Below are 20,971 nucleotides of genomic sequence, written 5' to 3' on the forward strand. Positions count from 1 at the left end.
GGGTGTATTCTTGCAGTAACCAATTATTCTCTGATGTTTTGCTATAGGATTCTATTAGTATCTCCCCTTGACTGACGAGAAGATATTGGTTTAATTGGGGTATAGAACGATAATAACGAAATTTATCACCCCGATCATAACTAGAGGTGGAAGGGGATAAAACCTCGATAATTAGGCAGGGATTTAAAATTTCATCGTTGCGATTATCACTAAATAATGGTTCCCCGGCAATAATCATTAAATCTGGGTATAAACCGCGATTATATTGGGGGATCCATAGACGTAGATCACTAGATTGAAGACGATAATTAGTTCCTCTTAAAGCTAATTTTAGCAGAACAATCAGATTAATGAGAATACTATTATGATTGATGCTTCCCCCTGTCATCTCGATAATTTCCCCGTCGTGATATTCGTGTTTAGTTTCTGCGCTAGTTTCTAGGTTGCGATATTCTTCTAAGCTGAGAATTTCGGGAGGAGATTGAGTCAACATTTTTACAGATTAGATATTCTTTTATTTAATCATAACACAATTAATGCTACCTATTTAATTCTAATTCTCCTTGGAGAAAATCAATAAATTGTCTGGCAGTTCTTCCCGATCGCCCATTATGTTGGGTTGCCCATTGTTTGGCACGAAATTCTAGGTCTTCTAAGCTAATTTTTAATTTAGCTACACTGGCTAAATGACGCACTATTTTCAAATACTTTTCTTGATTAGCGGGTTCAAAAGTTAGGGTTAAACCAAAGCGATCACTAAAGGATAATTTTTCTTGTACTGTGTCCCAATTATGCACTTCATCCCCATCTTTTGGTTGTGGTCGATCGGCGAAAAATTCTCTGACTAAATGTCGGCGATTAGAAGTGGCATAAACTACGACATTTTTCGGTCTAGCGGTGATGCTTCCCTCTAAAACAACCTTTAAAGCTTTAAAAGCTTCATCGTCCTCTTCAAAGGATAAATCATCGACAAAGATAATAAATTTTTGGGGTAAATCTCGCAAGATTTCAATAATTAATGGTAGGTCTTTTAATTGGGATCTGGCCACTTCAATTAAGCGTAATCCTTGACTATGGTATTTTTGCAATAATCCCTTGACTAGAGAGGATTTTCCCGAACCACGACTGCCATAGAGTAGGACATTTAAAGCGGGATAACCTGCTAATAAAAACTCAGTGTTTTTAATCAAGGTTTCCTTGGGCATTTCATAACCGACTATTTCTTGAATCTGCACGGGATCGGGATGAGTAATCCCTTGTAATCGGTTTTCTTGCCACCTTAAAGCTTGATAACGGGCAAAAATTCCTGTACCACATTCGCGATAATAATCAGCTAGATCTTCGACTAATTCCGTCCAATCTAAACCAGAATGTAGAAAACTTTCTAATTTATTGTCCACTTCCCAAGCGGGGAAACTGAGAAATTTAATTCGTTCAAAAATTGTCGAATTGCTGAGGCTATAAATGCTAGAATTATAGAGAGATTGGAGGATAGATAAATCCTGTTTCACACCATTAATTAAAGATTCGGGTAACTCCCAAACACTTTTTTTCTGTACCTGTTGACTAAAGGGATTGTCATCTAATAAAATTTGTTCGACTAGAAAATCATTCCAACTAATATTTTTAGATGCTAAAGCTTGAAACCATTGACCATAGGCTTTTAGAAAATCGGCGATATTATCCGTAGATAATAGGGTAATAAATGCCTGGCCAATAGCATTATCAAAAACCCCTTGATACAAAACTAACAAGCTGACTTTTTGGTAAATTTCAGATATCATTTTTATTCTCCACTAATAACTAACATTTCATGGCTGATTTTTTGTAATTCCTAATCCGATTTAATAATTGCCGTCCTGTATCCAAGAAAATGTAAATCAGTTATTATTCTATCAAGATAGGGTAATCTCTGCAAGATTAAGGTTAAAAAAGGTAAAATGCCTACCGACTAATTCCCAAGATTTCTTGAGATGAGGTACAAGGTTTTCGTTTTGGGGAGACGGTTGATAATACCGTGTTAGGTTACACTTCCTCTTGATGAGAAACGTTATATTTGATAAAATTTAACCAATCTTGGATTTCCTGTCCTAACCAGAGACATTCATCCTCGCGGAAATTCTGACCGATAAGATAATAATTTTTAGCCGTCCGCAGACGAATCTGATAGTTACCGTCTGTACTGTTGCTATGGAGAAAAATACCCCATAAATCTTGAGTTCTGAAGGCAAATTTTTGGTAGATAAAATTGAAAACTTTATATTTAATTAAAACTTCTTGAGGTGTAAGAATTAATTGCATCTCACGCAAACAAATAAAACCAATTAGAGCTATAATAAAGGTAAGAATCGGGGAAATAAACATACTGACAGTAAGGACAATCGCTAAAGACCAGAGAGTAGCTGCATTGGAAGGTAGCTTAATTTTTGGGGGTAAATTAATCTCTAAATTATCCCGGTGTTTAGCAATACGGATGGAACTGTAGGGAGGTTTTGGGAATTTCTTAGGATCGATTAAACTTGAGGCTTGGCGATGGTAGGGATGTTGGAGAAATTTCAGAGATTCTCTGGCACTTTTAAACCGCTTTTCTACTGCCATATCGGTCATAGTTTCTAACCAATCGATTAAATCATCATCGATTGTCACCAGTTGGCGAAATTGAATTTTAGAGTCGCGGTGGGGCAATTCTATCGGCACAATTCCCGTCAATAAATGAATTAAAGTCATACCCAAGGCATATAAATCAGAACCCGGAACTGCTCGGCCCCAAAATTGTTCTAGGGGTGCATAACCACTCGTCCCCACCACGGTAAAAGTAACTCCTGTTACTGCACCCCTGGACTGGACTGCGCCAAAATCCACTAAATAAACGTTATTTTCCGAGTTAATAATTAAATTACTAGGTTTAATATCTCGATGTAATACTGGGGGCGATAATTCATGCAAATAAATGAGAATTTCGAGAACTTCTTGGGCAATATTCCGAATTACCGTAGCGGTGAAACGTTGCCCCCTTTCTAAGCGATCGCTTAGGGATTCTCCCGGTATATAGTCTTGTACAAGTACAAACCAAGGAATCCCGTCACCTTGATTTTTATCGAGGGAAAAATAATCGCGATAGCGGGGAATACGGGGATGATAGAGAGAAGCTAAGACGGCTGCCTCTCGTTCAAATAATTTTAATTCTTCCCACTCCATCTGGGGACTAAAAGCGAGGAGTTTAATAATTACCGATTCTTGAGATAATATATCGGTAGCTAACCAAGTTTGACGACCGATAGCGGTATTGCCTAGGCGTTGTTGCAGTTGGTAACGTTCAGCTAAAAGAGAATCAGAAGTAAAGGTCATAGTGGCTTTTCCCTTATTTAGACCGTTTTTTTGTCAGAAAAACTACTGTCTGGCACTAATTAATATCGATTTGTTTTTTGGCCGTCCAACAAAGGGCGATTCCTTTTTCTTTATAGGAAGATTCTCCGACAAAGATAGGATATAATTCAGATTCACCACGATAGATAATTTCCTGACCATCAAATCCTAGAAAAATCGGTTGATTGGGTTGAATTGCCTGATAATCTCGTTGGAGAATCTGAGGATGTAACATGGCTTTAATTTCACCCTGTTCATTCCTAGGATAATCGATCGAGCCTAAACGTTGGTAAACTGTTAGGGATTCGCTGAAAGTATCGAGATGGTTAGCCAGATAATTTTCCTGTTCGATATAGTCTAGGATTTGATAGATGAGTGTTTCGGTTTGACGAAAAAGATAGGGACAGATGACACCATGGTTAACCGGACCGATTTCGAGGGTAAAAGCTAGGGGACAAATTCCTTTCAGAAAATGATTTTCTTCCTCGCTGACGGGATGATAAATTAAGCGCACCTCAGGATTAATTTTAGTCAGATAGGTAAAGAGTTTTAATAACCAAGGATGGGGATTAGAATAAATAATTGCCAGCATCATGTTAGATGTGGTGCTGTGAATATCGATTAATAAATCAATGGATTTTTCTCGGATTTCTTTGACTATTTTTTTGGCTCGTTTTTGTTCGTATTGCTGACCATCGGGATTAACTAAATCTTTCTGGTTAAAACAACGATTTAAATCCGTATCGATATATCTAACTCGTTGCTGTAGAGCTAAGGGGTTAGCGATGAGACTGTGGGACTGAAAACTGCTGCGAGCAATAAGATTAGGTGAGTTTTGCAGGTATTTAACCAGATAGGCGGGAGTTAGTTCATTGCCATGCACACCGGCAATTAAAGCCAGATTTTTAATAGTAGTTTTCTGATCGATCATTTTTTATAATTTTTGAAAAGTTGTAATTATTTATGGTTTGCGGCAAAAAGTTTGTTGGTGGGGTTAGGAGACAGTTATCAGTTATCAGTTATCAGTTCACTGAGAAAACTCCCCACACCCCACACCCCACACCTATAACTGATTTAGAAAAACCAGCCGTAGGAATGAAGACCTTTACCTAAAAGATTCACTCCTAAATAACATACCCAAACCACAACAAAACCACTCGCTGCTAGAATAGCTGGTTTTCTTCCCTGCCATCCTCGGGTAATGCGGGCATGGAGATAAGCGGCAAACACTAACCAAGTGATTAGCGCCCAAGTTTCTTTCGGATCCCAACTCCAATAGGAACCCCAAGCTTCATTCGCCCAAACTGCTCCGGCGATGATACCGATAGTGAGAAGGGGAAAACCGAGACCAATGACCCGATAACTGATATTATCGAGGGTTTCCGCCAAGCTAAGACGTTGGGGCGAAAGAGTCGCCATCGCTGTTAGGGTGGGAGTTAAAAGGGCGGTTGTGCCACCGTTAGCCGTTTCCATGAAAACTGGCGCAGAAAGAGTGGTAGATAACTTATTTTGGAGACGATAGGCTCCCGTACCCACGGAACTGCCTTTTAACTCGATATTTTGACCTCTCGTGACGATCAGAAAAGCGATCGCCATCAGGGAACCCACCATCAAAGCAGCATAACTTAACATCATGACGCTAACGTGCATCATCAACCAATTCGATTTTAAAGCCGGAACCAAGGGTGCCGAAGTTTGCATTTCTCCTGGTAAGGACAAAGTGGCAAAAGCGGTAATCCCCATGGCTACAGGAGTCGTCACCACCCCCACCAGGCGACTGCGGCTAGTGTACTCAGCAATTAAATGAACCGCAGTTACACCCCAAGCGAGAAAGAATAAAGATTCGTAAAGATTGCTAATGGGGAAATAACCCGCTTCTAACCAACGCGCTCCCAATAAAGCGGCGATACAGAGGTTAGCGATGGCCACTCCCGTGCTGCCCAGGCCCGGCAACAAAGGTATGCTAGGAAAGGCTGCCCCAGCCCAATAAACCAGCATAGTTAAAAACAGGACTAAAAAAGAAGTGTTATCGAGAAAGTTCTCTAAGCTAACTAAATTCATGGGATTTCTCTCGTTTGTCGCTCGCTCGCTACCAAGTATTCCATCCTCTATCCTATCCCATCGGTAAGGCGATCGAGACAGGGAATTGTTAGTATAAACTTTGCATTTTCACTCTCACCCACCCTAAAAATTATGGCTAATCAAGAAGATAATAAATTTTCCTGGTCCCGTTTGCCTCGGTTAGGCAAAATCCTGATCATTTGTTCTGGTGTTGCCGCTTTAGGCTATTTTCTTATCCCTCGTCCCTCAGAATTATCCAATATTCCCCTCGAACCCTACAGCGAATTTATCAGTAAAGTGGAACGGGGCGACATCAGTAAGGTCAGAATTGGCAATCAAGTTATCTATTATCAATTAAAAAATCCTTTAGAATCCCTGCCTATTCCGGGTAATCCCCCCGTTAATCCCCCAGAATCAAGTAATCCCCTTCACGGTGATTCTAGTTCTCTGGCGGGCAACCCGAGCAGTAATCCAGCCCCCGGACGAGTCTTGGCAACGATTCCAGTCGATAACCCCCAATTACCCCAACTATTACAGCAAAAAGGCGTAATCTTCGAGGCGATTCCTGTGGCCGAAAACAGTTGGATCAGCACTCTCCTCGCTTGGGTGGTTCCTCCCTTAATTTTAGTCGCCGCCATGCAGTTTCTGTTCTATCGCAACGATGACACGCGTAAATCGCTGCTTTTTAACAAAAATCTCGCTAAAGTTTACGGAGAAGGCGAAAAATATCCGATTACCTTCAGTGATGTGGCCGGGGCTGAGGAAGCAAAAACCGAGTTAAAGGAAATCGTCGAATTTCTCAAGGATGCCGAGCGCTTTAATAAAATCGGGGCGCGTATTCCCAAAGGTGTTCTCTTGGTTGGACCGCCGGGGACAGGAAAAACCCTCTTAGCGAAAGCAGTCGCGGGAGAAGCGGGAGTGACTTTTTTTAGCATTTCGGCCTCGGAATTCGTGGAGTTATTTGTCGGCACCGGGGCGGCCCGGGTGCGGGATCTGTTTGCCCAAGCGAAGAAAAATGCCCCTAGCATCATTTTTATTGATGAATTGGACGCGATCGGTAAATCGAGAAGTTCGGGATCGGGAACTAGCGGCAGCAATGATGAGCGCGAGCAGACTTTAAACCAACTTTTGACAGAAATGGACGGTTTTAGCCCCAAAGAAGCTGTCGTCATCGTTTTAGCCGCCACCAATCGCCCAGAGACTCTTGATGCCGCTTTATTACGTCCGGGGCGCTTTGATCGCCAAGTTTTGGTGGATCGTCCCGATTTAGCGGGAAGATTGGCAATTTTGGAAATATACGCCCAACGAGTCCAGATGGGTGAAGATGTTAACCTCAAAGCGATCGCCACCCAAACCCCCGGTTTTGCCGGTGCCGATTTAGCCAATCTCGTCAATGAGGCTGCTCTCTTGGCCGCCCGCAATAATCGGGAAAAAGTTAGTCAAATTGATTTTAAAGAGGCGATAGAAAGAGTTATCGCTGGCTTAGAAAAGAAAAGTCGGGTTTTATCCGAAAAAGAAAAGAAAATCGTCGCTTATCACGAAGTTGGCCATGCTTTAGTCGGTGCTGTCATGCCGGGAGGTGGTCGCGTCGAGAAAATTTCGATCGTTCCCCGGGGTTTATCCGCTTTGGGTTATACCCTGAAAATTCCCACGGAAGACCGTTTTTTGATGACAGAAACCGAATTTAAAGAACAAATTACTATGTTATTGGGCGGTCGGGCTGCTGAAGAATTAATACTTGGCAGTGTTACTAATGGCGCTTCCGACGATTTACAAAGGGCGACGGATATTGCGGAAAGAATGGTGACAATTTATGGTATGAGTAAATCCTTGGGTCCCCTAGCCTACGATAAAACGGGACAGGCTAATTTTTTAGGTAATAATCAGGGTAGTCCCCGGCGTTCGATCGGGGAAAATACGGCGAAAGCGATCGATGAAGAAGTTAAACAAATTATCGACGCTAGTTACCAAAAAGCCCTAGCAATTCTTAGTCACAACCGCAATTTATTAGAGTCCATTACTGCTAATCTTTTGACCACGGAAGTAATCGAAGGAGAAGAATTGCAAGAATTCTTAAATCAAGCGCAAATGGTCTGATCAATCTTCATAAACAGTCCAGAATATCTAAGTGGTCGTGCAAAATTAATTTCCTAGTGAAGATAGGCAAAAGGCAAGAGGCAAGAGGCAAGAGGTGGTTAGATATGTATAATTAATTTTGCTTAGGTACTTAACTTAAGGGGGAGACAGAATCAAAGCATTAGAAAATTGATATTTCCCTGCTTTGACGGTTAATTTGCCCTTTTTCCATCCCAAAGAAACAGGAGAGTTATCTCGACTTAAACTGTTATAAAGGGCGAAATTTTTTGACCAATCGTGCTTTTGACCGTTACGAATTAACATCGGCAGTAGATTGATTTGATTATAGGTAAATTGTAAACTCTGCCCTTGACTGGCTTTAAATAAAACCCTGCCTTGCTTAATTTGAGTTAAATTTACTTGACTTTTTTGCTTAAATATGCTCTTGAAATTCTCATAACTGCCCTGGGTTGCCGCTTCCCCCACTTCCAGAGCAAAACCCGCATAATTGTTACCTGTGGGTAAAGCTTGGTAGGTATTATCATCCGGATAAGGGGAATTAGGAATCTCGATCATTTCAGGAGAAGAAAGATTAATTAATCTTAGGGCTAACCAAGTTTTTTCTAATTGAATAAACCAGATATTATCATCTTTTTCTACCTTGGCGGTTTTCGGTAATTGCCAGAAAAAAGCTTGATCTGCTGGTCGTAACCAGATTAAAAGATTGCGATATTGTCCGATTTCATCCCCGGGATTTTTGCCCGGTTTTACGCCATTTTTGCCAGTGTTAGCCACAAAAAAATCCACGCCTTTGTGTTGATTAAAGGCCATTAATTTAAACGGGGCCACATCACCATCGGGAAAAGTTCCCGCCAGACTACCCATTTGATAACTAGCCCCAACAAATTGAGTTTCCCAATAACCTGGACTTTGATTATTGCCCGGTTTCCAGTTTTCATACAGGGGTTTACTGGCGAGAATTTCTACCGGTTTATTAAAGTTTTTTCGGGCTAATTCCATCACTGCTAAAGGAGGACGATAACGACTGGTAATTAGATACAGAGAGTCCAATTCTGGGCGATTATTGGCGACGGGAGTATCACCAAAGTATAACCAAAAAGTGCGAGCTGCACCCGATCGCATTACCCCATTACTACCACCATAATCGCGTTTTACAGGTCCACCCCAACCACCGCGATAATATTTAACACTAGCGGCCATGGATAACCAATCTAAGGCCATTTTTGCCCATTGTTTAACTTCCGTATCTTGAGCGAAATCGTAGAGATTGAGATAGGGAGCAAAGGTATGACCGTGATAAACTTCTGAATCCCATTCTCCCATACCGATGTTATACAAAGCCGAAACATAACGCTTAATTTTGCTTTTATAGAGTTGACGAGTTGCCTCATTTCCTGTTTCTTCGGCCATCAGATAAACCGATGTTTCGCGCATCGCCCGCAGGTTATCAGTATTGCGACTATCTACCCATAAACCCCGTCTTTCTATACTCCAATCATTACCCGTTCCTTTGCCCTTACCATGAATAGGATGGGGTCGTTGTAAAGGGTCAGTTTCTGTCCAAATTTTCGCCGCATTATACATTCTCTGACGATAAACTGGATCGAGATATTTTCCGAGAAGAAAATATTTTCTAATTTGTCCTTTTAGGGTAAAAGAAAAATAATAATCTATATAATTAGTGTGGGCCTGTTCTTGTGTTTGTGGGTCATCCTGCTGCAGAAAATCTAGGGCTTTTTGCTGGTTTCCTGCCAAGAAATCAAACATGGCCATAGGATAGGATTTTTTCTCGTTTTCTCCCCACAAATTGCCATAACTTTCTGCCCTAGCAAAATGGTTAATAACTTGCTTTGCCCTTTGTTGAAATTCTGCCTCTAATTCTGGTGTCCAATCGTTAAGATATTGGGGTTGAACTTCGGCAACAGGGAAGGAAGCGATCGAGTTTTGAGAAACCGAATAGAGGGAGTTAAAGCCAATAGTAAATAGGGCAATTATTCCCGCTAAAATTAGGTATTTAATTCTAGATCCAATCGTCATCTTCGGCAAATTCATCGATGTTTCCTTGATTTTCCAGGGACTGAGGTTGATTCTCTTTATCTAATTGTAAAGGTATTGGTTCAGGAGCGATAATTTCTGGTAATAATTCTTCGGGTTTTTGACCATCTACCTCCACCACAATTATTTCTGTGACGGGAAACCAAAGTATCCGGCCTTGATCGTCACAAACCGTCACCGATCGCGATTTATCTGGAGTCTCGGTTGCGAAGAAATCTCCTAACATTTTGGTGGGTAAAATATTCTTACTTTCACCCCCACTAACTCCTAGGAATATATATTCGTTACCTGTGGTCAAATGTTGAACAATAATCGCCATATTTAAAAAATTCAGTCAATGAAATGTACTGATGGATAGTTGACTCTTGAATGATAGCTTTCCGCCCTAAGCTTTCCACTGATAACTGATAACTGATTACTGATAACTGATTACTGCTTAACTTGACTGCCGTGACTGCGGGGATCGGTTTGACTAGCACCCACAAGGATATTAAAATCAGAAGTCTCTCCCGTAGTGGTGGCATAGGGTAGGGTGGAATTAGTTAAAAGTGCTTCTAAATTAGCAGTTAAAATTGATTTTGGTTGTTCTCCGATCGCTTGGGCAACCGGTTGTCCTTGGTTATTTAAAAATACAAAATGGGGAATACCATCCACACGATAACGGAGAATTTCTGGCAACCATTTATTATTATCGACGTTGAGCATGACAAAATTAATGGCATTACCGTATTGTTTTTTAATTTCGGCAATTTCAGGGGCCATCGCCTGACAACTGGTACACCAATTAGCATAAAATTCTGTCAGGGTGGGTTTACCATTGCCGAGGGCAAGATCGAAAGGTGTCGCTTTTTCCGCTTGCGCTTCCAAAGATACAGAACTAGCGGTGGTTTGAAACCCCAAGAAAATCGCTACACTAAGGATAACTGCCGTTACTGCCAGCAGCAGATTTCTGGTTTTGTTGGTGGGTGTGGTGGCTGTCATGGATATTTAATCAAAGTTTACTTTGTCCTATTGTAACGACTGCTGCGCTCTTTTAGTATTGGTGTCGATTGAGTTACAATTAAGTTAGAGATGGGTAATAATTATGACAAAAGAAAGACTCGATCGAATAGAGGGACAGCTAAAAAGGCTAGGAGGGGACGTTCATACAATTGAGGGGCGATTAGAAACTTTAGAAAGTAACGTTCAAAACATTGAAAAAAAGCTAGGAGACGTGATCAACCAAATCCGTGAACTTAGTCTTAGCATCGATACCTACCAAAAAGCTTATCAACAGGTAGTTAGTTTGGCTTTTGGTCTAATCGTTGCCGCCACTGCTACTATTGTAATTCCAGCCGTTTTCGGCAAATAAGCAAAAAAAGATTCTTTGATCGGAAAGGCTGCATGAAAAAACGCGTTACTCTCACTTTTCCCAAAAAAGCCGTCCATATGCCCGTTACCTATCGACTGGCGAAGGATTTTAACGTCGCCGCTAATATTATCCGCGCCCAAGTTGCCCCCAATCAAGTGGGAACATTAGTATTAGAATTATCGGGAGATATCGATGAGTTAGAAGCGGCGATCGAATGGTTACAATTACAAAATATTGGCGTTTCCCAAGTTAGTCGCGAAATCGTCATTGATGAAGAAAAATGCGTCGATTGTGGCTTATGTACGGGGGTTTGTCCCACGGAAGCTTTAACCCTTGATCCCGAAAGTTTTCGTCTTAAGTTTTTGCGTTCCCGTTGTGTGGTTTGTGAACAATGTATCCCCACTTGTCCCGTGGTTGCAATTTCCACAAACTTGTAAAATAGAAGTTATTAAATTAATTTTTTTACCCATTTAAATAATAGCCATCTCTGGAGATTTTAAGCCTTGATTTGTTGCCAAAGTGGTTAATCGTCACAAATATCCCGCTCCCTTTCTGCCTAAAGACCCTTTCTCCGATACCATAGTTAAAAAGAGATCGTTGACTCTGGCCACACCTGTGGGGATTACATACCATTAATCATGGTTTTTTTTGCAAAAAATACAAAAAACTTGACATGACTTCTGCCGTTCCTCGCCTTTCTTATCCTGATAGTCCGATTGCTGATCTTCGCGGCCTCTATGACTTTATCCTCAACCCGCAACTGTTAGCCGCAGAAAAGGGAAATCGGTCGATCGTCAGTTTTTGTCAAAAAATTTCCCCCCTTGATCCCCTAGAAATTCTCTCTCGGATTGCCCCTAGCTATCCCACCCATTGTTATTGGGAAAATCCCGAACAAGAAACCGCTTTTCTCGGCTACGGCATCGCCTTTACTGCCACTTTCCACGGCAAACAACGTTTTTTAAAAGCTCAAAAATTTATTGAAAACTGTCAACAAAGAATTATTAAAATTGATAATTATAGCGAGATTACACCTCGCATCTTTTGTAGTTTCACTTTTTTCGACTCGGCAACAGCTACCCCCTTTCCCTCAGCTACCCTAACCCTGCCTAAGTTTCAAATTATCAAAAAACAGTCGGAATATTTTTTCCTGACCAATCTCCTAATCACCAGCGAAAAAGAAATAGAAAACTCCCTCGAAGAAACTATCAACAACCTCAAAATTATCCAAAATAACTCGAGCAATTGCCGACAAACTCCCCACTGGGATCCCTGTAGTTATTATATTCATCCTACCTATAATTTTCAAGCGGCTGTTGCCGATGCCCTCCAATCTATCCAAGCTCAAAAATTTAGCAAAATTGTCCTCGCTCACGCTCTTGACGTGATTTCTCCCCGACCTTTTCATCTGGTAAACTGTCTCGATAATTTGCGTCAGCGTCATCCCGATTGCTACACTTTTTCCCTCGGCAATGGACGGGGAGATCATTTTATTGGCGCTAGTCCCGAACGCTTGTTAACTGTCCATCAGGGGCAATTAATCACCGATGCTTTAGCGGGATCCGCCCCCCGGGGAGAAAATGCCATCGAAGATGCTCTTTTAGCCAATAAACTCCTCGCTAGTGAAAAAGAACAACGGGAACATCGGGCTGTTAGTGACTTTATTAACCAAAAACTGCGACAAATTGGCTTAAATCCGCAAAATTCTCCCTCTAGATTGTTAAAACTCTCCAATATTCAACATCTCTGGACTCCTATCCATGCCAAACTAAAACCCTCCATCCATCCCCTCGAAATTGTTGCCCAACTACACCCCACTCCTGCTGTTGCTGGGGTTCCCACGGAGATCGCCCTAGCACAAATTCGTCATTATGAAACCTTCGATCGCTCTCTTTATGCCGCTCCTTTGGGTTGGATCGATTGTCAAAATAATAGTGAGTTTATTGTTGGTATTCGTTCGGCCTTAATTGAAGGCGATCGAGCGCGATTATACGCCGGTGCGGGTATTGTTGCCGGTTCCGATCCGGAAAAAGAACTAGCAGAAATTCAGCTTAAATTTCAAGCTCTCTTAAAAGCTTTAACTTAAACTGTAGCTTTTTACCGAACTAATAACTTAAATAAGTTTAATTTACCCTTAAAAGGCGGATATTTTAAAGCGGGATTGAACCAAAGAGGTGTTTTCATAATCGCTTTTTGGTGACTAAAATTCTCAAAGGAAAAACGACCATGATAGCTACCAATACCGCTATTTCCTCGACCACCAAAGGGTAAACTAGGATTAGTAAAATGAAAACTATTGTTGTTAATACAACCTCCCCCAAACTGAACTGATTCTAACCATTTCTTTTCGGTTTTTGCCTTGGTAGTAAACAGATAAAAAGCTAGAGGGTTAGGGTTTTTAGCAATAATTGCTAAAGCTTCCTCAAAAGTGCTAAAGGCAATGATCGGTAAAATTGGTCCGAATATTTCCCCTTGCATAATAGGAGCATCGAGGGAAACGTTAATTAATAAAGTTGGTTGAATATATAAATTTTCTCGATCAGTTTTGCCGCCAAAAACAATCTCACCATCTTGGAGAAAGTCAATCAGACGATCAAATTGTTTCTCATTAATTATCTTACCATAATCAGCACTTAATCTGGCATCTTCACCGAAAAAATTAACAATAGTATTAGCTAATTCTCTGATCAAATTCTCCTGCTGGGATTGGTGTACCAAAACATAATCAGCTGCGATACACATTTGACCACAATTAGAGAATTTTGTCACGGCAATGCGACGGGTTGCCACGGAAATATTAGCATCAGCTTCGATAACACAGGGACTTTTTCCCCCTAATTCTAGAGTAACAGGAATTAACTTTTCTGCTGCTAGTTGATAAATAATTTTTCCTACCCTTGTACTGCCAGTAAAAAATATATGATCAAAGGTGAAACTGTCTAACATATTCGGAATTACTTCCGCACCATCTCCGGGTACAATTAACACATATTCTTCAGGGAATATTTCTTCAATTATTTTAACTACTAATTTTTCCGTCGCTGAGGCAAATTCACTCGGTTTTAATACCGCACAGTTACCGGCAGCAATAGCACCAACTAAAGGCACTAATAACAATTGGAGGGGATAATTCCAAGCAGCAATAATTAAAACCACTCCTAAAGGTTCCTGAATAATTTGACTGGAGGAGGGAAAATTTAAAAGATTAGTTTTAACAGGTTTGGGTTGCATCCATGAGCGCAAATTTTTTAAAGCGGTATTAATTTCCCCCAGAAGGAAGCCATTTTCAGTAATCCAACAATCTTCGGGACTTTTCTTTAAATCCCTATATAAAGCTTGATATATCTCCGCTTCATATTTAATAATTGCCTGTTTTAACTTCTCTAACTGCTGACGACGGAATTGATAGGAAAGAGTGGCACCACTAACAAAATACTGACGCAATTTGGCTAATTTTTCTGAGTTTGACAGCATCGAAATAATTCCTAAGTTAATAATCAAATTCTACGGCATCCACTGGGGACGAATTCCCGCTAGAGGTAATTCAATTAAATCAGATTTACTTGCTTTCACTCCATCTTGTAGGGGAGGAATTAACATCCACAAACGACCACTGATAATTGTTTCTCCTGAGTCAGTAGTCAAGGGATTAGTCGGATTGGTATCATAACTGGTGCGAAGTTGATCAAAAATAATCGCTAAACTATCGGGAGATAAACTAATGTGAATATCACGATAATCGGCTAATTCCAGTAGGGGAGTCACTTGACCAGTCTTCACATCTATTTTAGCAAAATAGGGTTTTTCTTTGTACTCTTGACTGTTAGTAACTAACTCAGTTAACAAACAATACAAATCACTACCAGTGGCATTAAATTGACAATCTATAATCGAACCTTGTAGATTGAGTAAGCGTTTTTGTAATCCTTGATTATTGACATAAAAAAGTGATCGAATATAACGCATTTTGGCATTATCAGTATTAAAATTAACCATTGCTGCGGCCGTACCATCAGCAGAAAAATTCAAAATTCGCCCAAATTTTGGTAAAAAATCCAGGGGTTTTGTTTCGGTTTTTAAAGGCAAAAGGGCGATTCCTTCCCCCTGGGTGACAGCTAAAGTTTTACTATCAGGTGCAATCAAAAATTCCCCGCCTTGGATGTTTAATTGTTGGGGTTTTTCCCCCGATTTAACTGCCCATAAATCGAAGTTAATCGGATTGCGGCGCTCAATTCTCTGAACGACAATGGTTTCCCCATCTTTAGCTAAATCAAAATGATTATTTTGATAATCTTTATTGTCTAGCACTAACTCAATTTTTGCCGGCGATTGACTGCTATCAACTTGGTAAAGCTGCAGTTCACGAATTCCCTCTATACCCTGATTTTTCGCCACGGCCGAAAAGAGAATTTTTTTACCATCAGGGTAAAATTCAAAAGCCATAACGGTCAAATCTGCGGGGGTTAAGAGGGTTTTTTTCTCCTCGGTCAAGTTATAAAAAATTAATCTTCCCTGTTCTTCTCCATTAGTGCCAATATAGGCAAAAGCACGATCCCGACTTTTAAATTCTCTTTCAAAAATTGCCAGGGTTTGTCCTAATCGATTACCGCTGCGAAATTGTTCTCGCGCACCTTCAATTTGCAGATGATATTTTTCTCCGTAGGGAATGGGAGAAGTGAGGGTATAAGCTAATCGTCTTCCGGCCCAACTAAACTTCCCCGGCAGCGCAGGATCGATAACTAGATTTTTTTCTACACTAGCATGATCCATGGGGCGATCAAAAGTGATAATAAATGCTTGATCTTCCGCTCCAATTTCTCGATTTTCCCAGCTAAATTCCTTGACTCTTGGACCGGTTTGTAAAAGACATTGATTACCACAGCTATTACCAAACCAAATTAAGCCACCAATTACTAAGGTTAGCGATACAATTAATGTTATTGCTAATTTATCAATCGGTTGTAATTGTAAGGTCTTGATCATTATAGTAGATGGTTAGTAAAAACAACTGCTCACCGATAACTGTTAACTGTTAATATCCGTAGGGATCCGCAGGAGTGGGTATAGGTTTCACGGATTTGGCCTTAATTACTAATTGTCTTCTGGTGGTTGATTTTCCTCCCTCTACGGGTAAAGATTCCGTGGCCATTTCTCCGGTGATTTCTAACCAAGTATCATTGGGATATTGACTGCGACTTCCTGATAGTTTCACTGGTAAACCAACGGGATAAGCATCCACGGCACAACAGGTAAGAATAAAGCGACTAATTAATAAATAATTATCGGGTAGTTGGGGTAATTGTACCACAAAACCTGTGACTTTTACCGGTTGTCCTGTGTAGGCATCAGGTTCGGGGTAAGCATTCAAAGTTCTTACCCATTCAATTAAACTTTTTTCCTCCGGTTTAACGGTAGTGCCAAAGGATTGAGTTTGCACGCGAGTTAGGGGTAAAGATTCACTAATTCCCCTCTGTAATGCGATTTGACTACTGAGGGGCTGCGGGGCGATAAATAGGCCTAAAAGGGCAGTTATTACTAATAAACCTGAGCCAAAATGTTGGGGAAGAATGGTAATATGCGATCGATTATCGTTACTATCTAAATTAATCTTTTTTTGCCACTGTTTTAATAATGTCCAAAGCTTGACTATTCCAAGGGCAAATAAAGCCATACTGGTGATGAGAACCAGAATAAAATAATTAGGATGTATCAGTAAATTTAATTGTCCAGTTATCCAGTATTTAAATAGTAACGAACCCCAACCGATTAGGGCAATAATATCGATAAATTGGGGGGCGATTATTTTTAGACGTGATGAATTCATGGGAAAAACTATCCAGGTACTGACCTAAAATAAATAACTGTGAGCCAAGGTGAGTAAAAAAGTCATTTGCGCTGCTAAAGCAAAGAGATAAATTAACATTCTCGGTTTAAAAATAGACAACATTAAACCAATCCCTTTCAGGTCAATCATCGGACCAAACACTAAAAAAGCCAGCAGGGAACTACTGGTAAAACTAGAGGCAAAGGAGAGGGCAAAAAAAGAATCAACCGTGGAACAAATCGAAACAATGACCGCTAACAGCATCATGGCCAAGATCGAAGTAATCGGATCCTGACCCAAATTAAGCACAAATTCCCGGGGAACAAACACCTGTAAACCGGCCGCTATAGCACTTCCTAAGATTAACACTCCTCCTAATTCGCGTAATTCCATCACCACGTTTTCCAGAAAAGTTAACCAGCGCCTTTTCATCGGGATTGCTTGCACTGCCGGTAGGACAGCAGTAGCGGCAAAACTTTCGTCTAAGCGCAAAGTTTTGCCAGAATTACCGATCAGAAAAGACCCGGATTGTAGTAGTAGTGGGATAGATTCTTTTTCCGGTGTTTGCGGTTGCCAATTGAGACTTTTTGCCAAAGAGGTTTGGAGGAGTGGTCGCGGATCTTTTTGGATACTAAAGATAATCCCGATAACCGTAGCGATGAACAAAGAAAAGATAACTCGATAGAAAACAATTTCCGGTTGATCGCGAAAAGCTACCCAAGTGGACCAGATAACAATCGGGTTAATTGTCGGCGCTGCTAAGAGAAAACTAACCGCTACTGCATTCGGCATTCCTTGCACAAGTAAACGTCGCGCCACGGGTACATTGCCACACTCGCAGACGGGAAACAAAAACCCAATACATCCCCCCACAAATGCTCCTAAAATAGCATTTCGAGGCATCAAGGCAACTAGGCGACGTTCATCGACAAATATTAAAAGAATACTAGAGAGAATCACCCCTAGCAGTAAGAAAGGCATCGCTTCCACCAACAGGCTCAGGAATAGGGTAAAGGCATTTTGTAGTTGACTCATCTATCCTCGCCTTGGCAATTAGAGGTTTAAGGGTAAAGACTTAGGGACCCTAGACAAAGGTTCATCAGTCCGCTCCCCGGCTTTTTAACATTTTTTTAATATATCCGATCGAGTGACCGGTTATCAGTTATCAGTGACCGGTTATCAGTTATCAGTGACCAGTTGTCCGTTATCCGTTATCCGTTACAGCCTTTCTCGCCAAGATGAAGTATAACCCAATTTGGTATTGACCACCGACGACCGACTCCCCAAAAGGAAAACTTCGTACCTCACCATTAAGATAACTGTTAGAGCAGATTTGAGTTTTCAGTCCACTGATTACTGTTTACTGATCACTGATCACTGAACTAGAGGACTCGATTAAGCTTGCCGCTTTGATAACCTTCTAGATCGAGGGTGACATAGATAAAGCCTAATTTTTGCAGATCAGCGACTAATTCGCTTAAATTTGTCCGATTAATAAAGTCGGGAATTTCTGCTGCCGGTAATTCAATCCGTGCCGTATCGCCGCTCGATCGCACCCGTAATTGACGATAACCTAATTTTCGCAGATAAATCTCCGCCCGTCCGACTCTTTGCAATTTCTCCAGGCTAATTTCCTCCCCGTAGGGAAAACGGGAACTTAAACAGGGTTGCGCCGGTTTATCCCACCAAGGTAAATTTAAGTAACGAGATAGTTGACGAACTTCGCTTTTTGTGATAGCAATTTCCGCCAAAGGTGAACGAGCGCCGCGTTCCCTAGCTGCTTGAATCCCGGGACGATAATCCCTTAAATCATCAGCATTAACGCCATCGATGACGTAGGAATAACCACGAGCGAGAGCGAGGGGTTTAAGGGTGTCGTGTAGCTCACTTTTGCAGAAATAACAGCGATTAACGGGATTACTGGTGTAATTGGGGTTATTCATTTCCTCGGTTTCCACCAATTCGTGCCGAATACCGATATAATTGGCCTGAGCGATCGCTTCTTCCAATTCTTCCGGCAGTAGGGAAGGGGAAACCGCCGTAATTGCCAATGCTTGACTCCCTAGCAGATCATAGGCCACTTTTGCCACTAGGGTGCTATCCACGCCCCCAGAATAGGCAATCAGAGCTTTTTCGCTGGTTTTTAAGAGGTTTTGTAATTGTCCGAGTTTATCGAGTAATTGACTGTCCATGGCGGCGATTTTGGCAACTGGTTTAGGGAGACCGTTTTTTATATTGGGTATAGACAAATAGCTTAAGCCACTTGTCCCAAGAATTTGCGGCAATTAGGTAAGTAGTAGTGCAAAATAAATTTCCTAGTCAAGATAGGCACTCATGCAAGAGGTAAGAGGTGGTTAGATATGTGTAATTAATTTGGCCTAGGTACTTAGTATATAGCGGTTCTCGCATCTGTGCAGCACACTTAAACCTTTGCTGATTAAGCTGTTCAGGATCGGGAATGTACCTCTTGTGAATCAGAAACGCTATAATTATAAATGTGTTTTAGCTTCACCCTCTCTACATGACAACAAATCTCACAGACTATAAACATATTGCAATTGATCATCGGGGAGTACCAATAATTGCGGGTTCTACCCTAAAAGTGATTGATCTAGTTATGGCACAAATAGCTTACGGTTGGACTCCTGGAGAAATTCACATTAACCATCGTGATTTAAGTATGAGTCAAATTCACTCAGCATTAGCTTACTATTGGGAACATAGAGAGGAATTAGATCAAGCTATCCAAGCTGATTTAGAATTTGCCCAAAAAATTCGAGAAAAAGCTGGAGATTCTCCCTTTGTTACCCGACTTAAAGCACAGGCAATAAAGTAAGAATAGGCGTTTAAAATGTATCTTAGCTTATTGCTGATCCCATTATTTTAGTAAGTATTTAGTCATAAACTTCACTTCTATGACCTACTCTAACAATAATAATTATCCTACTCTCTCGATCAAATTCATAAATAACCCGATAATCTCCTACTCTTAATTTATAAAACCCTGACCATTCTCTTGTAAGAGGAAGGGGGGTTATCTGTTCAAAGTTGATGGCTAACCATTCAATTTTATTAAGAATCCTCAGTCTGATAAAATCGGTGATCAAATCTAAATCAGTTATCGACTCCGGTTCAAAAGTAACAGAATAGCTCATTTAAGGTTCTATCCCATATCTTTTATCCACCTCAGCTGCAGGAATAGTCGCTCTTCCTTGTAGTCTTTTTTGTTGGATTTCTAATAACTTTTCTTTAAAAGATTCTTTAACTTGTTTTCCCTCATCCGGATCACCAAAGTATTCATCTAGAGTATCATCTACTGTATTACGGATTAAACTTTGTAACTCTTGGGGAGTCATGTCTTTTATCTGCATATTTTCTCTAATTAAAAAAAGGACTTTGGCAATATGTGGTCAAGGGTAAAAAGGTCTGGACTCAAGTATTCTGGAGAATGACAATATTCACAGATATTTGGCTCGTTGTCGGACTATTCTTCGAGTTGATAGGGACACCATTGACTTTTGGTGGCAAGTTGGGCGTTAATAAGCGTAAAAACGCGCTCTAGTTCAGAAAGTCCAGCATACTCCGCTTCTTCGTCAACAGAGAGACTGTCAGTTTTCTTCTTAGCTAATAACTGCTCAAAACGAGATTGTAGCTCTGAAGTAAACCTGAATAAATAAATGTTACCAAATTCGCGGAGTTCACCCCCTTCTCTCATTAAAGACGAAAGTTGAATCATTAATTGGGGAGTCATTGGCTCTATTGATTGTTATTCCTATTTCACCTTATCACCTTAACAAATTGCCGAGGGAATGTAAAAGAATATTGATAATATTTAACCAATTTCGGGGCAAACCCTCTGTAGTTGCCCCTACCAAGGATAATTTATCCCCGACGACGAAGGGAAGCGGCACCCAACGCACCAACAGCGATTAAACTCACTATACCTGAACTTCCCCCATACATATATACCATAATAGCCGAAACCTTTATCCATCAATGGATATACCTCTTAACTCTTCTTAGTGTACCCATGTAATTTGTAACATTTATTAATGGACAAGAATTCTCTACCGTAATTCCCCCCCCCGCTGTTCTTCTTCGAGAGTCCTATCGAGAAGGAGATCAAGTCAAAAAAAGAACCCTTGCCAATCTCTCAAAATTACCCGATGATATTATCGACAATCTGAAACTGGCTCTTAAAGGAGCAACACTGTCCATGA

Annotated in this window: 23 protein-coding genes; 7 read left to right on the top strand and 16 right to left on the bottom strand. The window is 40.8% G+C overall.

Going from position 1 to position 20,971, the window contains the following annotated elements; genetic code table 11:
• The 4 genes from IM485_RS14260 to IM485_RS14275 form a co-directional block, all read right to left on the bottom strand.
• The coding region (locus IM485_RS14260; RefSeq protein ID WP_287743900.1) for a Uma2 family endonuclease at positions 1–493 on the bottom strand (493 nt) is incomplete at its 3' end.
• Between the two features lie 46 nt (positions 494–539).
• Positions 540–1,784, bottom strand: coding sequence for an ATP-binding protein (locus tag IM485_RS14265; protein WP_104398036.1), 1,245 nt, complete (start codon positions 1,782–1,784; stop codon positions 540–542).
• 241 nt (positions 1,785–2,025) lie between these two features.
• A complete protein-coding gene (locus IM485_RS14270) occupies positions 2,026–3,348 on the bottom strand; it encodes a serine/threonine protein kinase (RefSeq protein ID WP_104398037.1) in 1,323 nt (440 codons plus the stop codon).
• 55 nt (positions 3,349–3,403) lie between these two features.
• Positions 3,404–4,297, bottom strand: a complete 894-nt coding sequence (locus IM485_RS14275) for an aspartoacylase (RefSeq protein WP_104398038.1) — start codon at positions 4,295–4,297, stop codon at positions 3,404–3,406.
• A gap of 12 nt (positions 4,298–4,309) precedes the next feature.
• Here IM485_RS14275 and IM485_RS14280 point away from each other — a divergent pair, with 12 nt between their 5' ends.
• On the top strand, positions 4,310–4,435 hold the full coding sequence (locus tag IM485_RS14280; protein ID WP_287743904.1) for a hypothetical protein: 126 nt from the start codon (positions 4,310–4,312) through the stop codon (positions 4,433–4,435).
• 5 nt (positions 4,436–4,440) lie between these two features.
• Here the strand turns inward: IM485_RS14280 and ccsB are convergent, their stop codons facing one another.
• A complete protein-coding gene (gene ccsB, locus IM485_RS14285) occupies positions 4,441–5,427 on the bottom strand; it encodes a c-type cytochrome biogenesis protein CcsB (RefSeq protein WP_002739901.1) in 987 nt (328 codons plus the stop codon).
• 132 nt (positions 5,428–5,559) lie between these two features.
• Between ccsB and ftsH the strand changes: the two genes are divergently transcribed.
• Positions 5,560–7,524, top strand: coding sequence for an ATP-dependent zinc metalloprotease FtsH (ftsH, locus tag IM485_RS14290; RefSeq protein WP_287743907.1), 1,965 nt, complete (start codon positions 5,560–5,562; stop codon positions 7,522–7,524).
• 135 nt (positions 7,525–7,659) lie between these two features.
• Here ftsH and IM485_RS14295 read toward each other — a convergent pair whose 3' ends face one another.
• From IM485_RS14295 to IM485_RS14305, 3 genes are all read right to left on the bottom strand, one after another.
• Complete coding sequence (locus tag IM485_RS14295) at positions 7,660–9,576, bottom strand: hypothetical protein (RefSeq protein WP_104398040.1); 1,917 nt, start codon at positions 9,574–9,576, stop codon at positions 7,660–7,662.
• The gene (locus tag IM485_RS14300; protein WP_104398041.1) at positions 9,545–9,898 is read right to left on the bottom strand and encodes a hypothetical protein; all 354 of its coding nucleotides are present in this window, start codon (positions 9,896–9,898) and stop codon (positions 9,545–9,547) included. The genes IM485_RS14295 and IM485_RS14300 overlap by 32 nt, the downstream gene beginning before the upstream one ends.
• A 110-nt stretch (positions 9,899–10,008) precedes the next feature.
• A complete protein-coding gene (locus IM485_RS14305; protein WP_104398042.1) occupies positions 10,009–10,560 on the bottom strand; it encodes a thioredoxin family protein in 552 nt (183 codons plus the stop codon).
• A 103-nt stretch (positions 10,561–10,663) separates the two neighbouring features.
• Here IM485_RS14305 and IM485_RS14310 point away from each other — a divergent pair, with 103 nt between their 5' ends.
• The 3 genes from IM485_RS14310 to IM485_RS14320 all read left to right on the top strand — a co-directional run bounded on the left by IM485_RS14310 (position 10,664) and on the right by IM485_RS14320 (position 13,013).
• Positions 10,664–10,930, top strand: coding sequence for a ssr2422 family thylakoid membrane protein (locus tag IM485_RS14310; protein ID WP_104398043.1), 267 nt, complete (start codon positions 10,664–10,666; stop codon positions 10,928–10,930).
• A 32-nt stretch (positions 10,931–10,962) separates the two neighbouring features.
• Positions 10,963–11,367 (top strand): NIL domain-containing protein, encoded by a 405-nt coding sequence (locus IM485_RS14315; protein WP_002739790.1) that lies wholly within the window; start codon positions 10,963–10,965, stop codon positions 11,365–11,367.
• A 236-nt stretch (positions 11,368–11,603) separates the two neighbouring features.
• Positions 11,604–13,013: an isochorismate synthase gene (locus IM485_RS14320; RefSeq protein ID WP_287743911.1), complete on the top strand. Its 1,410-nt coding sequence runs from the start codon at positions 11,604–11,606 to the stop codon at positions 13,011–13,013.
• Between the two features lie 11 nt (positions 13,014–13,024).
• Here the strand turns inward: IM485_RS14320 and IM485_RS14325 are convergent, their stop codons facing one another.
• The 5 genes from IM485_RS14325 to larE form a co-directional block, all read right to left on the bottom strand.
• Positions 13,025–14,401 carry an aldehyde dehydrogenase gene (locus tag IM485_RS14325; protein ID WP_287743913.1) on the bottom strand — a complete coding sequence of 459 codons (1,377 nt, stop codon included), beginning with the start codon at positions 14,399–14,401 and terminating at the stop codon, positions 13,025–13,027.
• A 30-nt stretch (positions 14,402–14,431) separates the two neighbouring features.
• A complete protein-coding gene (locus tag IM485_RS14330; protein ID WP_287743916.1) occupies positions 14,432–15,910 on the bottom strand; it encodes an Ig-like domain-containing domain in 1,479 nt (492 codons plus the stop codon).
• Positions 15,911–15,959: 49 nt separating this feature from the next.
• Complete coding sequence (locus IM485_RS14335) at positions 15,960–16,751, bottom strand: TIGR03943 family putative permease subunit (protein ID WP_287743919.1); 792 nt, start codon at positions 16,749–16,751, stop codon at positions 15,960–15,962.
• Between the two features lie 24 nt (positions 16,752–16,775).
• Entirely contained in the window at positions 16,776–17,786 is a 1,011-nt protein-coding gene (locus IM485_RS14340; protein WP_104398047.1) for a permease, read from the bottom strand.
• A 347-nt stretch (positions 17,787–18,133) separates the two neighbouring features.
• Positions 18,134–18,943 (bottom strand): ATP-dependent sacrificial sulfur transferase LarE, encoded by an 810-nt coding sequence (gene larE, locus IM485_RS14345; RefSeq protein WP_104398048.1) that lies wholly within the window; start codon positions 18,941–18,943, stop codon positions 18,134–18,136.
• A gap of 329 nt (positions 18,944–19,272) precedes the next feature.
• On the opposite strand from larE, the gene IM485_RS14350 reads away from it, so the two are divergent.
• A complete protein-coding gene (locus IM485_RS14350; RefSeq protein ID WP_104398049.1) occupies positions 19,273–19,587 on the top strand; it encodes a DUF433 domain-containing protein in 315 nt (104 codons plus the stop codon).
• A 58-nt stretch (positions 19,588–19,645) separates the two neighbouring features.
• On the opposite strand, the gene IM485_RS14355 is transcribed toward IM485_RS14350, so the two are convergent.
• From IM485_RS14355 to IM485_RS14365, 3 genes are all read right to left on the bottom strand, one after another.
• On the bottom strand, positions 19,646–19,906 hold the full coding sequence (locus tag IM485_RS14355) for a type II toxin-antitoxin system RelE family toxin (RefSeq protein ID WP_287743923.1): 261 nt from the start codon (positions 19,904–19,906) through the stop codon (positions 19,646–19,648).
• Positions 19,907–20,122: a hypothetical protein gene (locus IM485_RS14360; protein ID WP_002760368.1), complete on the bottom strand. Its 216-nt coding sequence runs from the start codon at positions 20,120–20,122 to the stop codon at positions 19,907–19,909.
• Between the two features lie 113 nt (positions 20,123–20,235).
• Complete coding sequence (locus IM485_RS14365) at positions 20,236–20,502, bottom strand: hypothetical protein (RefSeq protein ID WP_104398051.1); 267 nt, start codon at positions 20,500–20,502, stop codon at positions 20,236–20,238.
• A 297-nt stretch (positions 20,503–20,799) separates the two neighbouring features.
• Here IM485_RS14365 and IM485_RS23030 point away from each other — a divergent pair.
• Positions 20,800–20,971: IS1634 family transposase N-terminal domain-related protein (locus tag IM485_RS23030; protein WP_502882187.1), on the top strand; the 172-nt coding region annotated here is incomplete at its 3' end.

It is taken from the genome of Microcystis sp. M169S2, from assembly GCF_020245865.1.
Lineage (GTDB): Bacteria > Cyanobacteriota > Cyanobacteriia > Cyanobacteriales > Microcystaceae > Microcystis > Microcystis ichthyoblabe_A.